General features: G+C 69.3%; 17 protein-coding genes. 7 read left to right on the top strand and 10 right to left on the bottom strand.

Annotation, left to right across the window (positions count from 1 at the left end; translation table 11 throughout):
• Window positions 1-2: 2 nt before the first annotated feature.
• Window positions 3-671: an LON peptidase substrate-binding domain-containing protein gene (locus tag IE209_RS28245; RefSeq protein ID WP_189690217.1), complete on the top strand. Its 669-nt coding sequence runs from the start codon at window positions 3-5 to the stop codon at window positions 669-671.
• Window positions 671-2,641 carry a polysaccharide biosynthesis protein gene (locus IE209_RS28240; protein WP_189690216.1) on the top strand — a complete coding sequence of 657 codons (1,971 nt, stop codon included), beginning with the start codon at window positions 671-673 and terminating at the stop codon, window positions 2,639-2,641. Before IE209_RS28245 ends, IE209_RS28240 begins: the two co-directional genes overlap by 1 nt.
• Here IE209_RS28240 and asnB read toward each other — a convergent pair.
• From asnB to IE209_RS28210, 6 genes are read right to left on the bottom strand one after another with little or no spacing between them, the layout of a single operon-like run.
• Window positions 2,611-4,590, bottom strand: a complete 1,980-nt coding sequence (asnB, locus tag IE209_RS28235; protein WP_189690215.1) for an asparagine synthase (glutamine-hydrolyzing) — start codon at window positions 4,588-4,590, stop codon at window positions 2,611-2,613. The two genes, IE209_RS28240 and asnB, sit on opposite strands and share 31 nt — an antisense overlap.
• Entirely contained in the window at window positions 4,578-5,741 is a 1,164-nt protein-coding gene (locus tag IE209_RS28230) for a glycosyltransferase (protein WP_189690214.1), read from the bottom strand. Before IE209_RS28230 ends, asnB begins: the two co-directional genes overlap by 13 nt.
• 3 nt (window positions 5,742-5,744) lie before the next feature.
• Window positions 5,745-6,851, bottom strand: a complete 1,107-nt coding sequence (locus IE209_RS28225; protein ID WP_189690213.1) for a glycosyltransferase — start codon at window positions 6,849-6,851, stop codon at window positions 5,745-5,747.
• A gap of 22 nt (window positions 6,852-6,873) precedes the next feature.
• A complete protein-coding gene (locus IE209_RS28220) occupies window positions 6,874-7,737 on the bottom strand; it encodes a class I SAM-dependent methyltransferase (RefSeq protein WP_229883096.1) in 864 nt (287 codons plus the stop codon).
• Between the two features lie 7 nt (window positions 7,738-7,744).
• The gene (locus tag IE209_RS28215; RefSeq protein WP_189690212.1) at window positions 7,745-9,076 is read right to left on the bottom strand and encodes a lipid II flippase MurJ; all 1,332 of its coding nucleotides are present in this window, start codon (window positions 9,074-9,076) and stop codon (window positions 7,745-7,747) included.
• Window positions 9,073-10,206, bottom strand: coding sequence for a glycosyltransferase family 4 protein (locus tag IE209_RS28210; RefSeq protein WP_189690211.1), 1,134 nt, complete (start codon window positions 10,204-10,206; stop codon window positions 9,073-9,075). Before IE209_RS28210 ends, IE209_RS28215 begins: the two co-directional genes overlap by 4 nt.
• A 36-nt stretch (window positions 10,207-10,242) precedes the next feature.
• Between IE209_RS28210 and IE209_RS28205 the strand changes: the two genes are divergently transcribed.
• The 5 genes from IE209_RS28205 to IE209_RS28185 all read left to right on the top strand — a co-directional run bounded on the left by IE209_RS28205 (window position 10,243) and on the right by IE209_RS28185 (window position 15,245).
• Window positions 10,243-11,253, top strand: a complete 1,011-nt coding sequence (locus IE209_RS28205; protein WP_308433231.1) for an NAD-dependent epimerase/dehydratase family protein — start codon at window positions 10,243-10,245, stop codon at window positions 11,251-11,253.
• A complete protein-coding gene (locus IE209_RS28200) occupies window positions 11,250-11,810 on the top strand; it encodes a sugar transferase (protein WP_189690209.1) in 561 nt (186 codons plus the stop codon). Before IE209_RS28205 ends, IE209_RS28200 begins: the two co-directional genes overlap by 4 nt.
• A gap of 63 nt (window positions 11,811-11,873) precedes the next feature.
• Entirely contained in the window at window positions 11,874-13,403 is a 1,530-nt protein-coding gene (lysS, locus tag IE209_RS28195; RefSeq protein ID WP_189690208.1) for a lysine--tRNA ligase, read from the top strand.
• A 4-nt stretch (window positions 13,404-13,407) separates the two neighbouring features.
• Complete coding sequence (locus tag IE209_RS28190; RefSeq protein WP_229883095.1) at window positions 13,408-13,980, top strand: mechanosensitive ion channel family protein; 573 nt, start codon at window positions 13,408-13,410, stop codon at window positions 13,978-13,980.
• A gap of 8 nt (window positions 13,981-13,988) precedes the next feature.
• Window positions 13,989-15,245: an Hsp70 family protein gene (locus IE209_RS28185; RefSeq protein ID WP_189690207.1), complete on the top strand. Its 1,257-nt coding sequence runs from the start codon at window positions 13,989-13,991 to the stop codon at window positions 15,243-15,245.
• Window positions 15,246-15,249: 4 nt separating this feature from the next.
• Here IE209_RS28185 and nagZ read toward each other — a convergent pair whose 3' ends face one another.
• The 4 genes from nagZ to recO are packed head-to-tail and all read right to left on the bottom strand — an operon-like array spanning window position 15,250 to window position 18,222.
• Window positions 15,250-16,329 carry a beta-N-acetylhexosaminidase gene (gene nagZ / locus IE209_RS28180; RefSeq protein WP_189690206.1) on the bottom strand — a complete coding sequence of 360 codons (1,080 nt, stop codon included), beginning with the start codon at window positions 16,327-16,329 and terminating at the stop codon, window positions 15,250-15,252.
• 2 nt (window positions 16,330-16,331) lie between these two features.
• Window positions 16,332-16,724 (bottom strand): holo-ACP synthase, encoded by a 393-nt coding sequence (gene acpS, locus IE209_RS28175; protein WP_189690205.1) that lies wholly within the window; start codon window positions 16,722-16,724, stop codon window positions 16,332-16,334.
• Window positions 16,721-17,476, bottom strand: a complete 756-nt coding sequence (locus IE209_RS28170) for a pyridoxine 5'-phosphate synthase (protein ID WP_189690204.1) — start codon at window positions 17,474-17,476, stop codon at window positions 16,721-16,723. The genes acpS and IE209_RS28170 overlap by 4 nt, the downstream gene beginning before the upstream one ends.
• Complete coding sequence (recO, locus tag IE209_RS28165) at window positions 17,473-18,222, bottom strand: DNA repair protein RecO (protein WP_189690203.1); 750 nt, start codon at window positions 18,220-18,222, stop codon at window positions 17,473-17,475. Before recO ends, IE209_RS28170 begins: the two co-directional genes overlap by 4 nt.
• Between the last annotated feature and the right edge of the window lie 4 nt (window positions 18,223-18,226).

The following is an 18,226-nucleotide window of genomic DNA, read 5'->3' as shown; positions in this document are numbered from 1 at the left end:
GAATGAAAAGCGCATGGGATGATAGCGGCTGCCCCATTGCTGCCAGCCCCTTGATTCCCTCGCCCCTGCCCCTGTTTCCGCTGTCCACCGTGCTGTATCCGGGCGGACGGCTGCCGCTGCGCATCTTCGAGGTGCGCTACCTCGACCTGATCGGCCAATGCCAGCGCGAAGGCAGGCCCTTCGGCGTGGTGGCGCTGCACCAGGGCAGCGAGGTGCGCCGCGCCGGCGCGCCGACGGAGGAGTTCCTGCAGGTCGGCACACTGGCCCATGTGCGCCAATTCGAACGGCCGCAACCCGGCCTCCTCCACATCGTTTGCGAAGGCGGTGCGCGCTTTCGCGTCCAGGCCGCGCGCCAGCTGCCGCACGGCCTGTGGACGGCCGACGTGGAGGCTCTGCCCGACGATGCGCCCGTGGCCGTGCCCGAGGACCTGCGCCAGGTGGCCACGGCGCTCGAACAGCTGCTGGACAGCTGGCGCGCGCGCGCCATCCCCGAAGCCCAGTGGCCGCTGCGCGCGCCCTGGCGCTGGGACGATTGCGGCTGGCTGGCCAACCGCTGGTGCGAGCTGCTGCCGCTGCCGCTGGCCGTGAAGCAGCAGCTCATGGAACTGGACAACCCGCTGGTGCGGCTGGAGCTGGTGGGCGATTTGCTGGCGCGGCACGGCCAGGCCTGATGCCGGCAACGCGCGCCTCTGCCGCCGTGCTCGGCTGGCCCCGCACCGTCAAGCGCGCCGTGGTCGTCGCCACGGACGTGCTTCTGTCGCTGGCGGCGACCTGGCTGGCCTTCACGCTGCGCCTGGACACCTTGCACTGGCCCGAGCAGGACCAGTGGGCCGTGTACACGGTGGCGCCGCTGCTGTCGGTGCCGGTGTTCGTGCGCTTCGGCCTGTACCGCGCCATCTTCCGCTACACGGGCGTGGCCACGCTGGTTGCCACGGCCAAGGCCACAGCACTGTACGCGCTGATGCTGCTGGCGGCCCTGGCCGTGATGCAGAACGCGGGGCTGTCCGTGGTGCCGCGCAGCCTGGGCATCCTGCAGCCGCTGATCTTCCTGCTGCTGGTGCTGTCCAGCCGCACGCTCGCGCGCGCATGGCTGGACGCGCAGGCCCGGCGCGGCCTGCGCGCGCCGCGCCGGCTCATGGTGTATGGCGCGGGCCAGGCCGGCGCGGAGGCCGCGGCCGCGCTGCTGAACGGCCGCATGCCCTACCGCTTGCTCGGCTTCATCGACGACGACGCCGCCAAGATCGGCCGCAGCATCCATGGCGTGCGCGTGTTCGCGCCGCGCGAGCTGCCCACGCTGGTCGCGCGCCTGCGCGTGCAGGACATCTTGCTGGCCATCCCGAGCGCGGCGCGCGAGCGCCGCAACCAGATCCTCAAGGGCCTGCAACCGCTGCCGGTGCACGTGCGCACGCTGCCCAGCCTGGCCGACCTGGCCAGCGGCCGCGTGAGCGTGCAGGACATCCACGAGCTCGACATCGAAGACCTGCTGGGCCGCGAGCCCGTGCCGCCGCGGCCCGAGCTACTGTCGCGCAACCTGGCCGGCCGCACGGTGCTGGTCACGGGCGCGGGCGGCAGCATCGGCGGCGAGCTGTGCCGGCAGATCCTGCGGGAGAAGCCCGCGCGGCTGGTGCTGCTGGACCACAGCGAGTTCGCGCTCTACAGCATCCATGAGGAGCTACAGAGTCTGGCCGCACGGCAAGGCGCCAGCGTGGAGTTCGTGCCCGTGCTCGGCAGCGTGGTGCATTACGCCCGGCTGGCAGCGCTTTTCCAGCGCTGGCAGCCCACGACGGTCTACCACGCGGCGGCCTACAAGCATGTCCCACTGGTCGAAGACAACGCGGCCGAAGGCGTCATGAACAACGTGCTGGGCACGCTGAACCTGGCGCGCGCCGCCATGGCCGGCGGCGCCGAGCACTTCGTGCTGATCTCCACCGACAAGGCGGTGCGGCCGACGAACGTCATGGGCGCCAGCAAGCGCGTGGCGGAGCTGATCCTGCAGGCGCTTGCGGCAGCGCCGGTGGCTGCCTTCGATACGCCACGAGACGCACCGTCGGTCGAACTGCGCAACACCACCCGCTTCTCGATGGTGCGCTTCGGCAACGTGCTGGGATCGAGCGGCAGCGTGGTGCCTCTATTCCGCAAGCAGCTGGCGGCCGGCGGGCCGCTCACCGTCACGCATGCCGAGGTCACGCGTTACTTCATGACGATTGCCGAAGCGGCGCAGCTGGTGCTGCAGGCGGGCGCCATGGCACGCGGTGGCGATGTGTTCGTGCTGGACATGGGGCAGCCTGTGAAGATCATGGATCTGGCGCGGCGCATGGTGGATCTGTCGGGGCTGCGGGTGCGGGATGCAGAGCATCCAGACGGGGACATCGCGGTCACGGTCACGGGGCTGCGGCCGGGGGAGAAGCTCTACGAGGAGCTTTTGATCGGGGACAACCCGGAGACGACGGAGCACCCGCGGATTTTGCGGGCGCAGGAAGAGTGCCTGAGCTGGGTCGCGCTGCAAGAGCCGCTGCAGGCCCTGGCAGATGCCGCCCGGCATGGAGAGGCCGGGCAGCTGCGGCAGTGGCTGCAGCATCTGGTCCCGGGCTATTCACCCGAACCGCAGCGTCACACCAGCCCGCCGGCCTGGCAGCGTTGATGCTCCCACCAAGCCTGGAACATGAGCACGTTCCAGAGCCGATAGTGCCAGTCGCGCTGGCCGGACAAGTGCTCCCGCCACTTGGCGTGCACCGCGTCGGCATCGAAAAAACCTTCCCGGCGCAAGCGCACCGGGTCGATCAAGGCCTCTGCCCAGGGCCGCAGGGGCCCGCGCAGCCAGGCATCGATAGGCACACCGAAACCCATCTTTGGACGATCGGTGATCCGCTCTGGCACATAGCGCGCCAGCACCTGCCGCAACACCCATTTGCCATGGCCGGGACGGGCCTTCATCGACACGGGCAGCCGCCAGGCGAACTCGACGACACGGTGGTCCAGCAACGGCACCCGCGTCTCCAAGCCGTGCGCCATCGCCGCCCGGTCGACCTTCACCAGGATGTCATCCGGCAGATAGCTCAGGCTGTCGAGCGCCATCATGCTTTCGATGAAGCTGCCCGCCGCCGGCATCGGCCCAACAAGTGGCGTCGGCGGCTCCTGCGCCCCCCCCAGCACGAGCCGGTCGGGCGCATCCCAGTGCGACACCAGTTGCCGGTACACGGTCTCCGGCCGCATGGACGCCAGCAGTTGCGCCAGCTTGTGCAGCTTGTCGCCAGGATTCTGGTAGCGCCTTGCCCGCGCCGGCAACAGCGGCCCGGCCAGGCCGAACAGGCGATTCAGCGTCGCCACCGGCAGTGCGAGCACGGCACGGGCCAGTGCGGCGCGCAGATGCTCCGGTACCCGCTGAAGCCGCTGCCACAAGGCTTGGGCCAGAAAGTAGCGCTCATAGCCACCGAACAGTTCATCGCCGCCATCCCCCGAAAGCGAGACTGTCACATGCCGGCGCGCCAACTGCGCCACCAGCCAGGTCGGAATCTGCGAGGGGTCGGCAAACGGCTCGTCGTAGACCTTCGGCAGGCCGGGAATCACGTCGATCGCATCCTGCGGGGTCACATACAGATCGGTGTGCTCGGTGCCGAGATGCCGCGCCACCGCAAGCGCATGGCCGGCCTCATCGTAGCCAGGCTCTCGAAAACCGATCGTGAATGTCTTGACCGGCCTGCTGGACTGGGCCTGCATCAGCGCCGCCACCGTCGACGAATCGATGCCGCCGGACAGGAATGCGCCCAACGGCACATCCGCCACCATCTGGCGCCCAACCGCCCCGCGCAGCAGGCGGTCCAGTCCATCGATCGCTTCCGCCGGTGCTCCCTGCCACGGCGACGCACGGCCCTGCTCTATGGCCTGGGCCAGCGACCAGTACGGCACCGGTTGCGGCAGATCGCCGGGCCGATTGCCGCCATACAGGCGCAGGATCGCCCCCGGCTGCAGCTTGCGCACGTCCTGGTAGATGCTGCGCGGACCGGCGATGTAGTTGTGGCGCATCAGCAGGCACAGGCTGCCACGGTCGATGCCCCCTTGAAACGCCGGATGCGCCCGCAGGGCTTTTAACTCGGAGGCGAACACGAAATCGCGGCCTGCCCAGCCGTAGTACAGCGGCTTCTCGCCCATGCGGTCGCGCACCAATTGCAGGTTGCGCGCGTGCCGGTCCCACAGCGCAAACGCGAACATGCCGCTGGCACGCTGCAGCGCCTGCGGCAGCCCCCAGGCCTCGATCGCGGCCAGCAGGCTCTCGGTATCGGAGTGGCCACGCCAGGCCGGTGCCTTCGCCTCGGCAGCCAGCGCGTCGCGCAGCTCCAGGTGGTCGTAGATCTCGCCGTTGAACACCATGGCATAGCGCCCCGACGCGGAAACCATGGGCTGGGCACCAGCGGCCGACAGGTCGATGATCGCCAGGCGGCGGTGGGCAAGGGCCACGCCGTGCTCCGAATCGAGCCACTCGCGGCCGTCGTCAGGCCCACGGTGCCGAACGGCGTCGCCCATCGCACGTGCGATATCGGCCAGCGCACCATGGCCCTGACCCATGCGCACCAGGCCAGCTATGCCGCACATCGCGCGTCTCCCTCAGTGCGCAGACGCGCCCACAGTTGCAAGTAGGCCTGCACCATGCGGTCCAGGCCGAAGTGCTCTTCCACGTGCTGGCGGCAGGCGGCGCGCAATGCCGCTCCACCATCGCCGCATACCACCGTCAGCGCCTCCTGCAATGCCTCGCCCAGGGCCTGTGCGTCGCACGGGGGCACGACCCAGCCGCATGCGCCGACGATGCGGCCGGAGTCGCCAACGTCCGTCACCACACATGGCGTACCACATGCCATGGCTTCGGCCACTACGTTCGGAAACGCCTCGCCGTATGCACTGGACAGCACGTGCACATCCAGCGCGGCCACGACATCGACCACATCGTCGCGGGGACCATCCAGCACGATCCGACCCTGCAGGCCGCGCGCGCGGATCGCCCGGATCAGGTTGGCGTTCTCCGCGTCCATTCCCGGCCCCACCAGCACGCAGACGAGTTCGGGCAAAGCGCGGGCGACCTGGGACAGCGCCTCGAACAAGTTGGCATGGTCCTTCTGCGGATCCCAGCGCGCCACCATGCCCAGAAGCGGGGCTGCCATGCCGATACCCCAGCGCGCCCGCTGCTCGGCACGCGCCTGCGGCCGCACGGACCAAGTATGCAGGTCCAGGCCATTGGAAATGGTCTGCATGCGGTCGGCCCGATAGCCAAGCGCGGCGTGCAGCCGCGCTGCCCGCTCCGAACAGGACACGATCACGCGCGGCACCCACGCCGACAGCAGCGCGCAGAGCCGCAATGCCATCCGGGCCGAACGGCTCGAGCGCTGCGGATGCAGGTCCGAATTGCGGATCCCCCAGGACACGGCCCGCACGCCAGCCAGCCGGGCAGCCAGGCCACCGACCAGATCTGCGTGGTACATCCAGGTCTGCACCACATCGGGCCGCACGTCTCGCACCACGCGGTAGAGCCGAAACAAACCACCGGCTGTGGCGCGGCCGCGTCGCCAGCCCAACGTGTGCACGGAAACGCCTTGCATGCGCAAGCGCGCGCCGTGCACGCCGTCATCGCTCAGGCTCACCACCACGTGCCGGCACTGCGCAGCCGAGGCGGCAACCAAACGCGCCATCACGGCCTCGGCCCCGCCACGGCCCAGACCCGCAATCACATGCAGCACGACCAAATGTGCCATGGCTCAGCCAGCCTCCCTGCCGGACCGCAGCGCTCGTGCCGCGGCGACCCGCTCGAACATGGCCTCGTATTGCGCAAGCACCGGTCGCGTTCGGTAGCGATCCAACGCATCGGCCGGCACGCGGTGCCGTGGCTGCACGAGCCAATGTCGAAGCGCCGTAGCCAGTGCCGGTGCAGTGACGGCATCTGCGACCACGCAGCCTGGCACGCCGTCGAGCATGTCGCGCACGCCCCCCGGGGCAGGCAAGGCCACCACGGGCGTGCCACAGGCCATGGCTTCGAGCACGACATTCGGAAAGCCTTCGAAGCGCGATGACAGTACAAAGGCATCCGCACCGGCAATGCAGGGATAGGGATTGCGCCGATGGCCTCCCAACAGCACCCGCTCCTCCAAACCCAGCGCACGGATCTGCCGTTCAAGGCCACCGCGCCCAGGCCCTTCGCCCAAGATCGTGAGATGCAGGCGAGGTTCCTGCAGCACCGCCAATGCGTCGAGCAGCAGGTCAAATCCCTTCTGCGGCACCAGCCTGCCGGCAGCCACCAGGTGGATGCGCCCGGCCGGCCCGGACTCGGCAGGCGCCGCGTGCTCGCGGATGCGCCCGATGTCCACAGGATTCGGAATGTGCACGGTGAGGTGCTCGGACACGCCAAAAACCTGCACGAGGTCGCGCTGCATGTCGCGCGACTGGCACACGACGGCATCGTGCCGCGCATAGAAACGCCGCACCAGCCAGGGCCACAGCGATCCGGCACGGCGATGCCGCAACTCCTCGCTGAGCACCACCGTCTCGCGTGCCACGCTGGCCATACCCCGCGGCAGCACGGGACGCAGCCAACCCAGGCCCACGTTCACATGGCCCAGCGTGGTCAGCACCACGTCGGGCCGCAACCGCCACAGCAGGGCAAGCAGCGACGGCAAGGCATAGCGCAGCCGCCGACAACCCAGGTCGATGCGCTGCAAATCCGCCGCGACGTCGCCATCCAAGGATGCGGTCTCCCCATCGATGACGGCCAGCAATGGCTCGAAGCGCGCACGGTCAAGATGGCGCGCCAGACTCAACACCACGCGCTCGGCCCCTCCTCCCGCCAAGTTTGGCAGGATGAACAGCACGCGCAAACGGCGGCCGTGGGCATCAGCAACTGCGCTTGAAGACAAATTCATTGCAACCCAGGCGTCCACCGACCGTCGCCAGCTGATCCAGGACGAAGCCGCGCTGGCGATGGAACTCGAACACCGCATCAGGGCTGGCCACCTCGAACGGCAGGCCACCGACCCAGTCCAATACATCGCGCCACGCATCCATTCCCCTAGCGCTCTTGTCTGCATAGTGGCGCCATGTATGGAAGGGCTGGCCACGGGCGGCATCCAGCAGCATGCGTGGCCCCCACAGCCGCATCATGGCGGGCCCCAGCACCAGCCAGCGCATGCCCACCGGCAACCGGTTGTAGACCCGCTTGATCGCAAGCCAGATGCGGCTGCGCCACCCCTGGTCGTTATAGATCGCGATGCACAGTCGTCCCGCCTCGTCAACCAGCGGCGCCATGTTCTCCATGGCCTCCCACATGGCGCCGGTGTGGTGCAGGACGCCCCAGGAATACACGACGTCGAAGCGCCCCAGGTGCCGCAAGTAGACGGGATCGAGCACCGAGCCACTTTCGACCACCCAATCCGGATCGTCTGGGAAATAGCGGCGCCGCAACTCCTGTGTGCACTGCACCGACTGCGGGTCGAAGTCGAATGAGTGCACGCTGGCGCCCAGCCGACGTGCCGCAAGGCTGAGCAAGCCGCTGCCGGAACCCGCGTCGAGAAAGCGCTTGCCGACCAACGTATCGGTGCGCAGCATGGCCTGCAGCGAACGCTCCGCCAACGCGATGCGCCGATCATCCAGCTTGTGCAGAAAGCCGGCCCAGTTGGCACCGAACTGGAAGCGCTCCCCGCAGGCCACCTCCGCCTGGTGCGATGTCGAGTCCATGTCCACCTGCGGCTGTCGGGTCATTCCTGAATCAAGACTGTGTTGCGGGGCGCTGCAACTGCATCAGCAGCACCAGGCCAGCCGTGTAGAACGCCGCCGACGACAGCATGACCCCCTGCAAGCCCATCGAAGGAAGCAGCCACCAGGCCGTCACCAACTTGGCCGCCATGCCCAGCAGGCCTGCCAGAAGGAGGGGCCGGTAGCGGCCCTGCGCCGAGAACAAGCTGATCAGCACCAAAGAGCCGAAGTATGCCGGCACCTGCCACAGGCCGAACTGCAGGGCACCGGCCACCGCCGCGGTGTCCTCGGCAGCGAAGGCACCCCGCTCGAACAGGAGCCGCACCCCCGGACCGACGAGGGGGACGGCGACCAGCGCGGCGGCGGCTCCTGCCAGCAGCGACCATTTCACCCATTGGATGGCGACCGCCCGCGCGCGCGCGCCGCTGACGGACTGTGCGTCCGCCAGCACCGGCAGTGTCGCGCGCCCCAGCGCCATCGCGCCCAGCCCCAGCAGCAGCGCCAGCACCCGGCCGGCATAGGACAGCGTGGACACCGCCCCCTCTCCGATCGGCGCAGCCAGCCACTGGTCGATGAGCACCGTGCCACTGGCAAGCATCTGGGCCAGGAGCATGGTGCCCATACCGGCGCGGAAGGTTCGCCATCCCGGGGACCGGAAACCCAGGCGTGGCCACACGGCCTGACCACGGAGTTGCAGCACGGCAACCGTACAGAGCAGATGCGCGGCGAAGCCCGCCAGAGATCCCCACACCAAGGGTTGCCCGATCCAGTGGGCCGGAAGCCACAACACCACCAGCAGCACCAGGGACGGAACGGCTTCGAGCAGGGTGTTGTCATGGCGCTCACTCGCCAGGATCAGCACGGACTGCAGCGTCGTTGCCATGCCCAGCCCGCACAGCAGCGCAAAGGGTCCGGCCCAGGCCAGCGCCAGTTCCAGAGCCTCGCCGTGCAAACCCGACCAATGCCGCAACGCGTGGGGCAATCCCGCCGCCACACCGACCGCGGCGACGCCCGACAGCACCCAGTTCAGCCCATTGAGTTCCTGGATGAAGACGCGGCTCTGGTCTTCGGAAACCGAGCGCAAGCGAGCCACGAGCGGCACGACGACTGCCATCAGCACACTGAACCACACGGCCATGGGCCAGGTCACGACGTTGAACAGGAAGACGTAGGCATCGACCCAGGCCGATGTCCCGTAGCGCCAGGCCAGTACCATTTCCTTGAAGGCACCGACCAGTTTGGCAATCGCCACAAAGCCGGAGACCGCCAGAAAGGCGGCCACGATGCGGCGGTGATAGGACGACGCGTCGGCCCGATGCTGCGCCATGCGCGTTCGCATGCTCATGGTGTGGCGCGGTCGGCCAGCGCGGCATACAGGGCCAGCGTTTCGTCGATCACCCGTTCGCTGCCGAACAGGCGTTGCACGCGTTCCCGCCCCGCACGCCCCATCGCCGCTCGCTCCTGCGCATTGCGCACCAGCCGCTCCAGTGCCTGGGCCAGCGCCCCCGCTTCGCCTGCAGGCACGAGCAGACCGGTCACACCTGGCTCGACCGCCTGCCGACAACCGGTCACATCGGTGCTGACCACGGCAAGGCCGCAGGCCATGGCCTCCAGCAGGAACTTCGGCAAGCCCTCCCGGTACGACGGCAGGCAGGCGATATGGCTCCGGCGCAAGACCTCCACCATGTCGGCGCAGTGCCCCCACCACTCGACCACACACTCGGCCTGCCAATGCTGGAGCTGCTCCTGCGTCAGCGACGAGGGATTGGCGCGGTCCGGAGCACCGACCAGCACGCAGCGCACATCAACGCCACGCGCGCGCAACAGCCGCGCCGCCTCGACGAACTCCACGACCCCCTTGTCCCGCAGCATGCGGGCTCCGAGCACCACCACCGGCGTCCCGCTCGGTGCGCAGGCAGGTGTGAATCGCATCAGGTCCACGCCGGCCCCGCGGATCAGCACGGCGTCGTGGGCACGCACGCTGCCGCTTCGCACGCTGCTCTCAAGGTCCTCCTCGTTCTCGAACACGACCTTGCTGCCCGGCGAATTCAACAAGCCACGCAACGCCAGCCGCACCAGGCCGCGCAACATGCGCCGGCCAGTGCCCTGGGCCGTGAAGACGTAGCCCATGCCGACCGGCGCGTTGACCACTGAGCGGATGCCAAGCCAGCGTGCCACCAGGCTTCCGTAAAGAATGGGCTTGAGCGCCACTTGGTGCACCAGGTCCGGCCGCTCGGCCCGGTAGGCGCGCCAGACCTGCCGGAGCACGCCGATCTCACGAAACACGTTGATGCCGCTGCGCTCCATGTACAGGGGCACCACGCGAAACCCCTCGCGTTTCAGCTGCGCTTGATGGCTGTTGAAGCGGGTGAACACCAGGACTTGATGACCGGCACGTTGGGCGGACTTGGCTCGTTCCAGAAAGTGCGAGCAGAAAAACCAGTCCTCGGAGATGAAGTACAGCAATTTCGCCATCGAAATCAGATAGGTGCACAGATCGTGCACCGCGCCATGTCTACTAACATTGTGCGCCTTCTTTCATCCGCACCTTTTCGCACCATGCCCGGCCCATCGGTACCGTCACTGCTGCTGACGGGGAGCAACGGATTCATAGGGCGCATCACGGCTGCGGCGCTGGCACAGCGCGGAATCTCCAGCCGACTCTCGACCCACCGGCATGGCGCCATGCAAAGCGGGCAACAGCGCGTCCACATCGCAGCCCTGGGGCCGCAGACCGACTGGTCGCAAGCCGTGGCGGGAACCCGGGCGGTGCTCCATCTTGCAGCCCGTGCCCACGTCCTGCACGACGCCGACCCTGACCCGCTCTCCACCTACCGCACCATCAACACCGCCGGCACACTGAACCTGGCCGAGCAGGCCGCCGCCGCCGGCGCGCGCCGTTTCGTCTTCGTCAGCACGGCCAAGGTCCATGGCGAAGCAACAACACCCGGTGCACTCTTTTCAGAAGCAGAGGAGCCGGCCCCCAAAGACCCCTACGGCCAGAGCAAATGGGAAGCCGAGCAAGGCCTGGCCGCCATCGCTGCACGTACCGGCATGGAGGTCGTGGTCGTGCGCCCGCCGCTGGTCTACGGCCCCGGCGTCAAGGCCAACTTCGCAGCGCTCATGCATGCGGTGGCCAGCGGCTGGGCCCTGCCGCTGGCGGCCATCGACAACCGACGCAGCCTGGTCGGCACCGACAACCTCGTGGACTTCCTGCTGCTGTGCCTGGAGCATCCCGCGGCGGCCAACCAGACCTTTCTCGTCAGCGATGGCGAGGACCTGTCCACGCCCGACCTGCTGCGCCGCCTGGGCAACGCAATGGGCCGGTCGGCCCGGCTGTGGCCCGTGCCGCCGCCCTTGCTGACAGCCGGGGCAGCGTTGCTGGGCCGCCGCGCAGCCGCCGATCGACTGTGCGGCAACCTCCAGCTCGACATCACCAAGGCCCGCACACTGTTGAACTGGTCGCCCCCCGTCAGCGTCGACGAAGGCCTGCGCCGCGCGGTGGCGGGGCTGGTGCCATGAAGCGCCTGCTCGACCTCCTCCTGGCCCTGGCCCTGGTGCCCCTGCTCGCCCTCCCCCTGCTTTCCATCGCCCTCGCCGTCCGCCTCACCTCCCCCGGCCCCGCCCTCTACTGGTCCGACCGCGTCGGCCGCCACAACCGCATCTTCCGCATGCCCAAGTTCCGCAGCATGCGCACCGACACGCCGGCCGTGGCCACCCACCTGCTGGACCAGCCGGAGCAATACCTCACCCCCATCGGCAGCGTCCTGCGCCGCAGCAGCCTGGACGAGTTGCCCCAGCTCTGGAGCATCCTCAGGGGCGACATGAGCTTCGTCGGCCCCCGCCCAGCCTTGTTCAACCAGCACGACCTCATCGCGCTGCGCACCCAGCGCGGCGTCGACGCACTGGCGCCCGGCCTCACGGGCTGGGCCCAGATCAATGGCCGCGACGAGCTGCCGATCCCCACCAAGGTCGAGTTCGACCACTGGTACCTGCAGCACCGCAGCCTGCGGCTGGACCTGCTGATCCTGTGGCGCACCGCGCGCAAGGTGCTGGCCCGCGACGGCGTGTCGCATTGAGCTTCTAAAATGGCGGGTTCGCCGCCGGCAACCCGCCGGCGCGCCATCCGTTCTTTTCCAGCCATGTCCGAACCCACCAGCACGCCCACCGCCACCGACGACAACCAGCTCATCGCCGAGCGGCGCGAGAAACTCAAGGCCCTGCGCGCACTACAGGCCGAGGGCGGCGGCGTGGCCTTCCCGAACGACTTCAAGCCCCAGGACAAGGCCGCCGCGCTGCAGGCCGCGCACGAAGGTGTGGCCAACGAGCAGCTCGAACCCCAGGCCGTGCACGCCGTGGTCGCCGGCCGCATGATGCTCAAGCGCGTGATGGGCAAGGCCTGCTTCGCCACGCTGCAGGACGCCACCGGCCGCATCCAGCTCTACATCACGCAGGATCTGGTAGGGCCCGAAGCCCTGGCCGCCTTCAAGCACTGGGACCTGGGCGACATCGTCGGCTGCGAGGGCACCTTGTTCCGCACCAAGACCGGCGAACTCTCGGTCAAGGCCACCAGCGTGCGCCTGCTCACCAAGTCGCTGCGCCCGCTGCCCGACAAGTTCCACGGCATGCAGGACCAGGAGCAGAAGTACCGCCAGCGCTACGTGGACCTGATCACCGACGCCGACGCACGCGCACGCTTCACGGCGCGCAGCCAGGCCGTCTCGGCGATCCGCGGCTTCATGGTGGACAACGGCTTCCTCGAGGTCGAAACGCCCATGCTCCACCCGATCCCGGGTGGCGCCAACGCCAAGCCCTTCGCCACGCACCACAACGCGCTCGACCAGGAGATGTTCCTGCGCATCGCGCCCGAGCTGTACCTCAAGCGCCTGATCGTCGGCGGCTTCGAGCGCGTGTTCGAGATCAACCGCAACTTCCGCAACGAAGGCATCTCGGTCCGGCACAACCCCGAGTTCACGATGATGGAGTTCTACGCGGCCTACTGGAACTACCGCGACCTCATGGACTTCACCGAGGCGCTGATCCGCCATGCCGCGCAGACGGCCTGCGGCACGCTGGCCCTGAGCTACGGCGGCAAGCCCGTGGACCTGGCCCAGCCCTTCGCGCGGCTGACCATCCGCGAGGCCATCGTGGCCCATACGGATGCCGGCGACAACGTGGACAGCGCCGAGTGGCTCGTCGCCGCGCTGCGCAAGCTCGGCATGACGGAGGAGAAGGACCGCCTGTCCAAGCGCAGCCTGGCCAGCCTGCAGGTGCTGTACTTCGAGGAGACGGTGGAGGAGAAGCTCTGGCAGCCGACCTTCATCATGGAGCATCCGACCGAGATCTCGCCGCTGGCGCGGGCCAACGACGAGCGCCCCGAGGTGACCGAGCGCTTCGAGCTGTACATCACGGGCCGCGAGTTCGGCAACGGCTTCTCCGAGCTCAACGACGCGGAGGACCAGGCTGCCCGCTTCCAGGCCCAGGTCGCGGCCAAGGACAGCGGCGACGACGAGGCCATGTACTTCGACCACGACTTCGTGCGCGCGCTGGAGTACGGCATGCCCCCCACGGGCGGCTGCGGCATCGGCATCGACCGGCTCATGATGCTGCTGACGGATTCGCCCAGCATCCGCGATGTGATCCTGTTCCCGGCGCTGCGCCGAGAGGGCTGAGCGCTTGCGGCTGCGCGACTACCTGCCCGTCTGGGCGCACGAGTGGATCGACCTCATCGTGCCGGGGCTGCAGATCCTCGGCATCCTGGTGGCGGCCTGGCTGCTGCAGTACCTGCTGCGCCGCATCGTGGCGCGCGTAGGCCAGCGCTACCAGCTGCCGACCGACCTCGTCGCGCCGGTGCGCAACATGCTGCGCTACCTGATCTACGGCGCAGCCTTCCTGCTCGTGATGGAGCGGCTCGGCGTGTCGGCCACCGTGCTGTGGACGGGTTTCACGGGCTTCGTGACGGTGGCCGCCGTGGCCTTCTTCGCGGCCTGGAGCGTGCTGTCCAACCTGTTCTGCGCGGTGCTGATCTTCAGCACCCGGCCATTCCGTTTGGGTGACGTGGTCGAGCTCATCGACGCGGGCGACAAGCCCGGCATCAAGGGCCGCGTGGTCGACATCCAGCTGGTCTACACCACGCTGGAGGACGTGACGCCCGAGCACGCCGGCGCGCTGCTGCAAGTGCCCAATGCGCTGTTCTTCCAGAAGTCGCTGCGCCGCTGGCGCACCGACCCGGGCACGCTGTCGCTGTGAAGCCCGCCATGCCGGCACTCGGCATCGACTTCGGCACGTCCAACTCCGCCGTCGCCTGGGTGGGCGCGGACGGTCTGGCCCAGGCCCTGGCCGTGGAAGGTGCGGCCACCACGCTGCCCACCGCCGTCTTCTACAACACCGAGGAAGGCCTGCGCCATTTCGGTCGCGACGCAATGGAACAGTACCTGGCGGGCCTGGAAGGCCGGCTGATGCGCTCGCTCAAGAGCGTGCTGGGCAGCGCGCTGATGCAGGAGACCACGGCCATCGGAGACCAGCTCGTGCGCTTCCAGGACGTGGTGGCGCTGTTCCTGTCAGAGCTGGCCGCGCGGGCCGAACGCGAGCTCGGCGCCCGCCCGCGCCGCGTGGTGCTGGGCCGGCCCGTGCACTTCGTCGACGACGACGCCGCGCGTGACCGCCAGGCCGAAGACAGCCTGCGCGCCGCCGCCCTGAGCGCCGGCTTCGAGGACGTTGCCTTCCAGTTCGAGCCCATCGCCGCTGCACTGGACTACGAGCGCCGCATCGCGGGCGAGTCGCTGGTGCTGGTGGCCGACATCGGCGGTGGCACTTCGGACTTCACGGTCGTGCGGCTGGCGCCCGGCCGCGCCGCCGCGACGGACCGCAGCGCCGACGTGCTGGCCACGCGCGGCGTGCACATCGGCGGCACCGACTTCGACCAGCGCCTCAACCTCGCGCGCGTGATGCCGGCGCTGGGCCTGGGCCACCACGGGCCGGACGGGCGCGAGGTGCCCAGCGCCATGTTCTTCGAGCTCTCGTCCTGGCACCTGATCCACTGGGTGTCGGGGCCGCGGGCCTTGCGCGAGGCGAGGGCCCTGCGCGTGAACTACAGCGACCTGCGCCTGCACGACCGGCTGCTGCGCGTGGTGGGCGAAGGCCAGGGCCACCGGATCGCCGAGACCGTGGAGCGGGCCAAGATCGCCACCTCGCGCAGCGATGCCGAGAGCGCGATGGCGCTGGACTGCATCGAGCAGGGTCTGTCCATCGCGCTGACGCCCGCGCAGCTGGCCGAGGAGCTCGACGCGCTGCTTGCGCGCGTCGTCGCGTGCGCGCAAGACTGCGTGCGTGCGGCCGGCATCGCGCCCGGCGAGTTGCAGGCCGTGTACCTGACCGGGGGTTCCTCCGCGCTGCGGCCGTTCCAGGCCGCGCTGCAGGCCGGCTTCGCGGGCGTGCCGCTGGTCGAGGGCGATCTGTTCGGCGGCGTGGCGGCCGGCCTCGCCTACCAGGCCCGTACGCTGTACGGCGCCTGAAGCTTCAGGGCAGCTTCCAGAGCGCCTGCATGTAGGCCGGCTGCGTCATGAGCGCATCCCAGTCCGTGGCCGCGGTGCGCGGCAGCAGCGCCAGGCGGCGCTGCTCGGAGGCCTCGGACGGCTGCCAACGGCCCTCCAGCTGGGCCTGGGCGAGGCCGTCGATGAGTTCGTCCAGAGCCGCGCCCTCGCCCAGCGACTGGTTGCACAGCAGCGCCAGATCGCAGCCCGCCTGCAGCGCGGCCAGGGCCGCCTCGGTGTAGGACAGCGTACGGCCGTCCAGCTGGCGTGCGCCGGCCATGCTGAGGTCGTCGCTGAACACCGCACCGTCGAAGCCCAGTTGGCCGCGCAGGATGTCCTGCAGCCAGCGCGGTGAGAAGCCGGCCGGTCGCGCATCGACCTTGGTGTAGACCACGTGCGCGGGCATCACGGCCGTCAGCACGCCATCCAGCCAGCGGTAGGGTTGGGCGTCGTCGGCCAGGATGGCCTTGAGGCTGCGGCGGTCGATCGGCGTGTCGGTGTGCGAATCGGCACGCACGAAGCCGTGGCCGGGAAAGTGCTTGCCGCAGTTGGCCATGCCGGCCTGCAGCAGGCCCTGGGCCAGGCAGCGCGCCAGCATCGCCACGACGCGCGGGTCGCGCGCGAAGGCGCGCTCGCCGATCACGCCACTGCCGCCGTGGTCCAGGTCCAGCACGGGGGTGAAGCTGAAGTCCACGCCGCAGGCACGCAGCTCGGCGCCCAGCACGTAGCCGCAGGCCGTGGCAGCCGCCATGGCCGCCATCGCGCCCTCGCCGGGCCGCTGCTCCTCGGCCTTGAGCCAGAGATCGCCGAGCGCGCGCATGGGTGGCAGGTGCGTGAAGCCGTCACTCTTGAAGCGCTGCACGCGCCCGCCTTCGTGGTCCACGCAGATGAGCAGGTCGGGGCGCAGGCCGTGGATCTCGGTGCACAGGGCCGTCAGCTGGGCGCGGTCCTGCCAGTTGCGCGTGAACAGGATCATGCCGCCCACCAGCGGATGGCTCAGGCGGCGGCGGTCGTCGTCGGTCAGGGCCGTGCCGGCGATGTCGAGGATCAGGGGGGCGTGTTGCATCTTCAGTTCTTTTCGACCACCACGAAGCTGGCCGCGTAGTCGGTCTCGTCGGTCAACGTGACATGGGCCCTGAGGCCTTGCGCCTCGAACCAGCTCTTGAGCGCGCCGTGCAGCACGATGACGGGCTGGCCGCTCGCCAGGTTGGCGATCTCGCAGCTGCGCCAGGTCATGGGCATGCGCATGCCCAGACCGATGGCCTTGCTGAAGGCCTCCTTGGCCGAGAAGCGCGTGGCCAGGTAGCGCAGGCCGCGGTCGGGCCAGCGTTCGCTGCGGCGGCGGTAGACGGCCAGTTCGGCGTCGCTGAGCACCTTTTCGGCGAAGCGCTCACCATGGCGCTCCACGCTCTCGCGGATCCGCCGCACGTCGCAGATGTCGGTGCCCAGGCCGTGGATCATGCGGCTGCTATGCAGGCCAGGTAGGCGCGCACCGTCTCGCTGTAGCCGAGCTCCAGCGCGTCGGCGACCAGGGCGTGGCCGATGGAGACCTCCTGCACGGCCGGGCAGGCGGCCAGGAAGGGCGTGAGGTTGTCGCGGTTGAGGTCGTGGCCGGCGTTGACGCCCAGGCCGGCCGCAGCCGCCGCCTGGGCGGACTGCGCGAAGGCCTGCAGCACCTCGGCCTGGCGTGGGCCGCCGAAGGCCGCGGCATAGGGCTCGGTGTAGAGCTCCACGCGGTCGGCGCCCACGGCGCGCGCTGCGGCCATGGCTTGCGGCAGCGGGTCCATGAACAGGCTCACGCGCACACCCAGGGCCTGGGCCTCGGCGATCAGCGGGCGCAGGCGCTCACCGTCCTTGGCCAGATCCCAACCATGGTCGCTCGTGAACTGGTCTTCGCTGTCGGGCACGAAGGTGCACTGCGCGGGCCGCACGGCGCGCACGAAGTCCATGAGGTTCTGGAACGGGTTGCCTTCGATGTTGTACTCGCGGTCGGGCCAGGCTTTCATGAGCGCGGCCAGTTCGTGCACGTCGTCGGCGCGGATGTGGCGCGCATCGGGCCGCGGGTGCACGGTGATGCCTTGCGCGCCGGCCGCGAGGCACAGCTCCGCCGCGCGCAGCACGCTCGGGATGCCCAGGTGCCGCGTGTTGCGCACCAGCGCGACCTTGTTGACGTTGACGGACAGCGCGCAACGCTTGGGGGAGTGGGTGGTCATAGGGCTTGCAGGTCCATCATCAGCTGCCGGGTATGCAGCGGGGTGCCGCCGCAATGGTAGTGCAGCAGGGTGCGCAGCTGCGGCTTGAGCGCAGACGCCAGGTGGGCGCCCGCATGCAGCGTGGCCATGAAGGGCGCGGCGTCCTGCATGGCCTCGTGCAGCGCAGCCCATTGCGCACCCGACAGGCCGGCCCGATCGTCGCCGTGGCGCTCGCGCAGGCCGCCCTCGGGCACCAGCGTGTACTGGGTGGCCGGATCGAGCGGTGCCAGCGTGGCGGTCTGCAGGTCCAATGCGGGCAGCACGCCGGTCTCGCGCAGCAGCAGCAACTCGAAGGCGCGCAGCACGGGCTGCAGCGCCTCGCCGTGCTCGGAGGCCAGCAGCGCCACGGCCTGGCCGTAGGCATCGAAGAGTTCGGGATGCGCGTCCTCGCGCGCCAGCAGGCGCTGCAGCAGCTCGTTGAGGTAGTAGCCGGCCAGCAGCGCATCGCCGGTCGGCATGACATGGCCGCCGCCCCACTCCGCGCCCTTGAGCGTGCGGATCTCGCCGTCGCCGCCGAAGGCCAGGCGCAGCGCCTGCAGCGGCAGCAGCACGGGGCGGAAACTCGAACTCGGCCGCTTGGCGCCCTTGGCCACGAGTGCCACGCGGCCATGGCGGCGCGTGAACACGTCCAGGATCAGGCTGGACTCGCTCCAGTCGTAGCGGTGCAGCACATAGGCTGGCTCGTCGAGGACGCGTCGAACGGCCACATGC

The sequence above is a fragment of the Pseudorhodoferax aquiterrae genome (genome assembly GCF_014652235.1).
GTDB lineage: Bacteria > Pseudomonadota > Gammaproteobacteria > Burkholderiales > Burkholderiaceae_C > Pseudorhodoferax > Pseudorhodoferax aquiterrae.
This window is presented reverse-complemented; position numbering and strand designations above follow the sequence as displayed.

Coding starts and splice junctions, on each gene's coding strand:
- IE209_RS28245 (WP_189690217.1), top strand. CDS start 3: ATGAAAAGCGCATGGGATGATAGCGGCTGCCCCATTGCTGCCAGCCCC.
- IE209_RS28240 (WP_189690216.1), top strand. CDS start 671: ATGCCGGCAACGCGCGCCTCTGCCGCCGTGCTCGGCTGGCCCCGCACC.
- asnB (WP_189690215.1), bottom strand. CDS start 4,590: ATGTGCGGCATAGCTGGCCTGGTGCGCATGGGTCAGGGCCATGGTGCG.
- IE209_RS28230 (WP_189690214.1), bottom strand. CDS start 5,741: ATGGCACATTTGGTCGTGCTGCATGTGATTGCGGGTCTGGGCCGTGGC.
- IE209_RS28220 (WP_229883096.1), bottom strand. CDS start 7,737: ATGACCCGACAGCCGCAGGTGGACATGGACTCGACATCGCACCAGGCG.
- IE209_RS28215 (WP_189690212.1), bottom strand. CDS start 9,076: ATGAGCATGCGAACGCGCATGGCGCAGCATCGGGCCGACGCGTCGTCC.
- IE209_RS28210 (WP_189690211.1), bottom strand. CDS start 10,206: ATGGCGAAATTGCTGTACTTCATCTCCGAGGACTGGTTTTTCTGCTCG.
- IE209_RS28205 (WP_308433231.1), top strand. CDS start 10,243: ATGTCTACTAACATTGTGCGCCTTCTTTCATCCGCACCTTTTCGCACC.
- IE209_RS28200 (WP_189690209.1), top strand. CDS start 11,250: ATGAAGCGCCTGCTCGACCTCCTCCTGGCCCTGGCCCTGGTGCCCCTG.
- lysS (WP_189690208.1), top strand. CDS start 11,874: ATGTCCGAACCCACCAGCACGCCCACCGCCACCGACGACAACCAGCTC.
- IE209_RS28185 (WP_189690207.1), top strand. CDS start 13,989: ATGCCGGCACTCGGCATCGACTTCGGCACGTCCAACTCCGCCGTCGCC.
- nagZ (WP_189690206.1), bottom strand. CDS start 16,329: ATGCAACACGCCCCCCTGATCCTCGACATCGCCGGCACGGCCCTGACC.
- acpS (WP_189690205.1), bottom strand. CDS start 16,724: ATGATCCACGGCCTGGGCACCGACATCTGCGACGTGCGGCGGATCCGC.
- IE209_RS28170 (WP_189690204.1), bottom strand. CDS start 17,476: ATGACCACCCACTCCCCCAAGCGTTGCGCGCTGTCCGTCAACGTCAAC.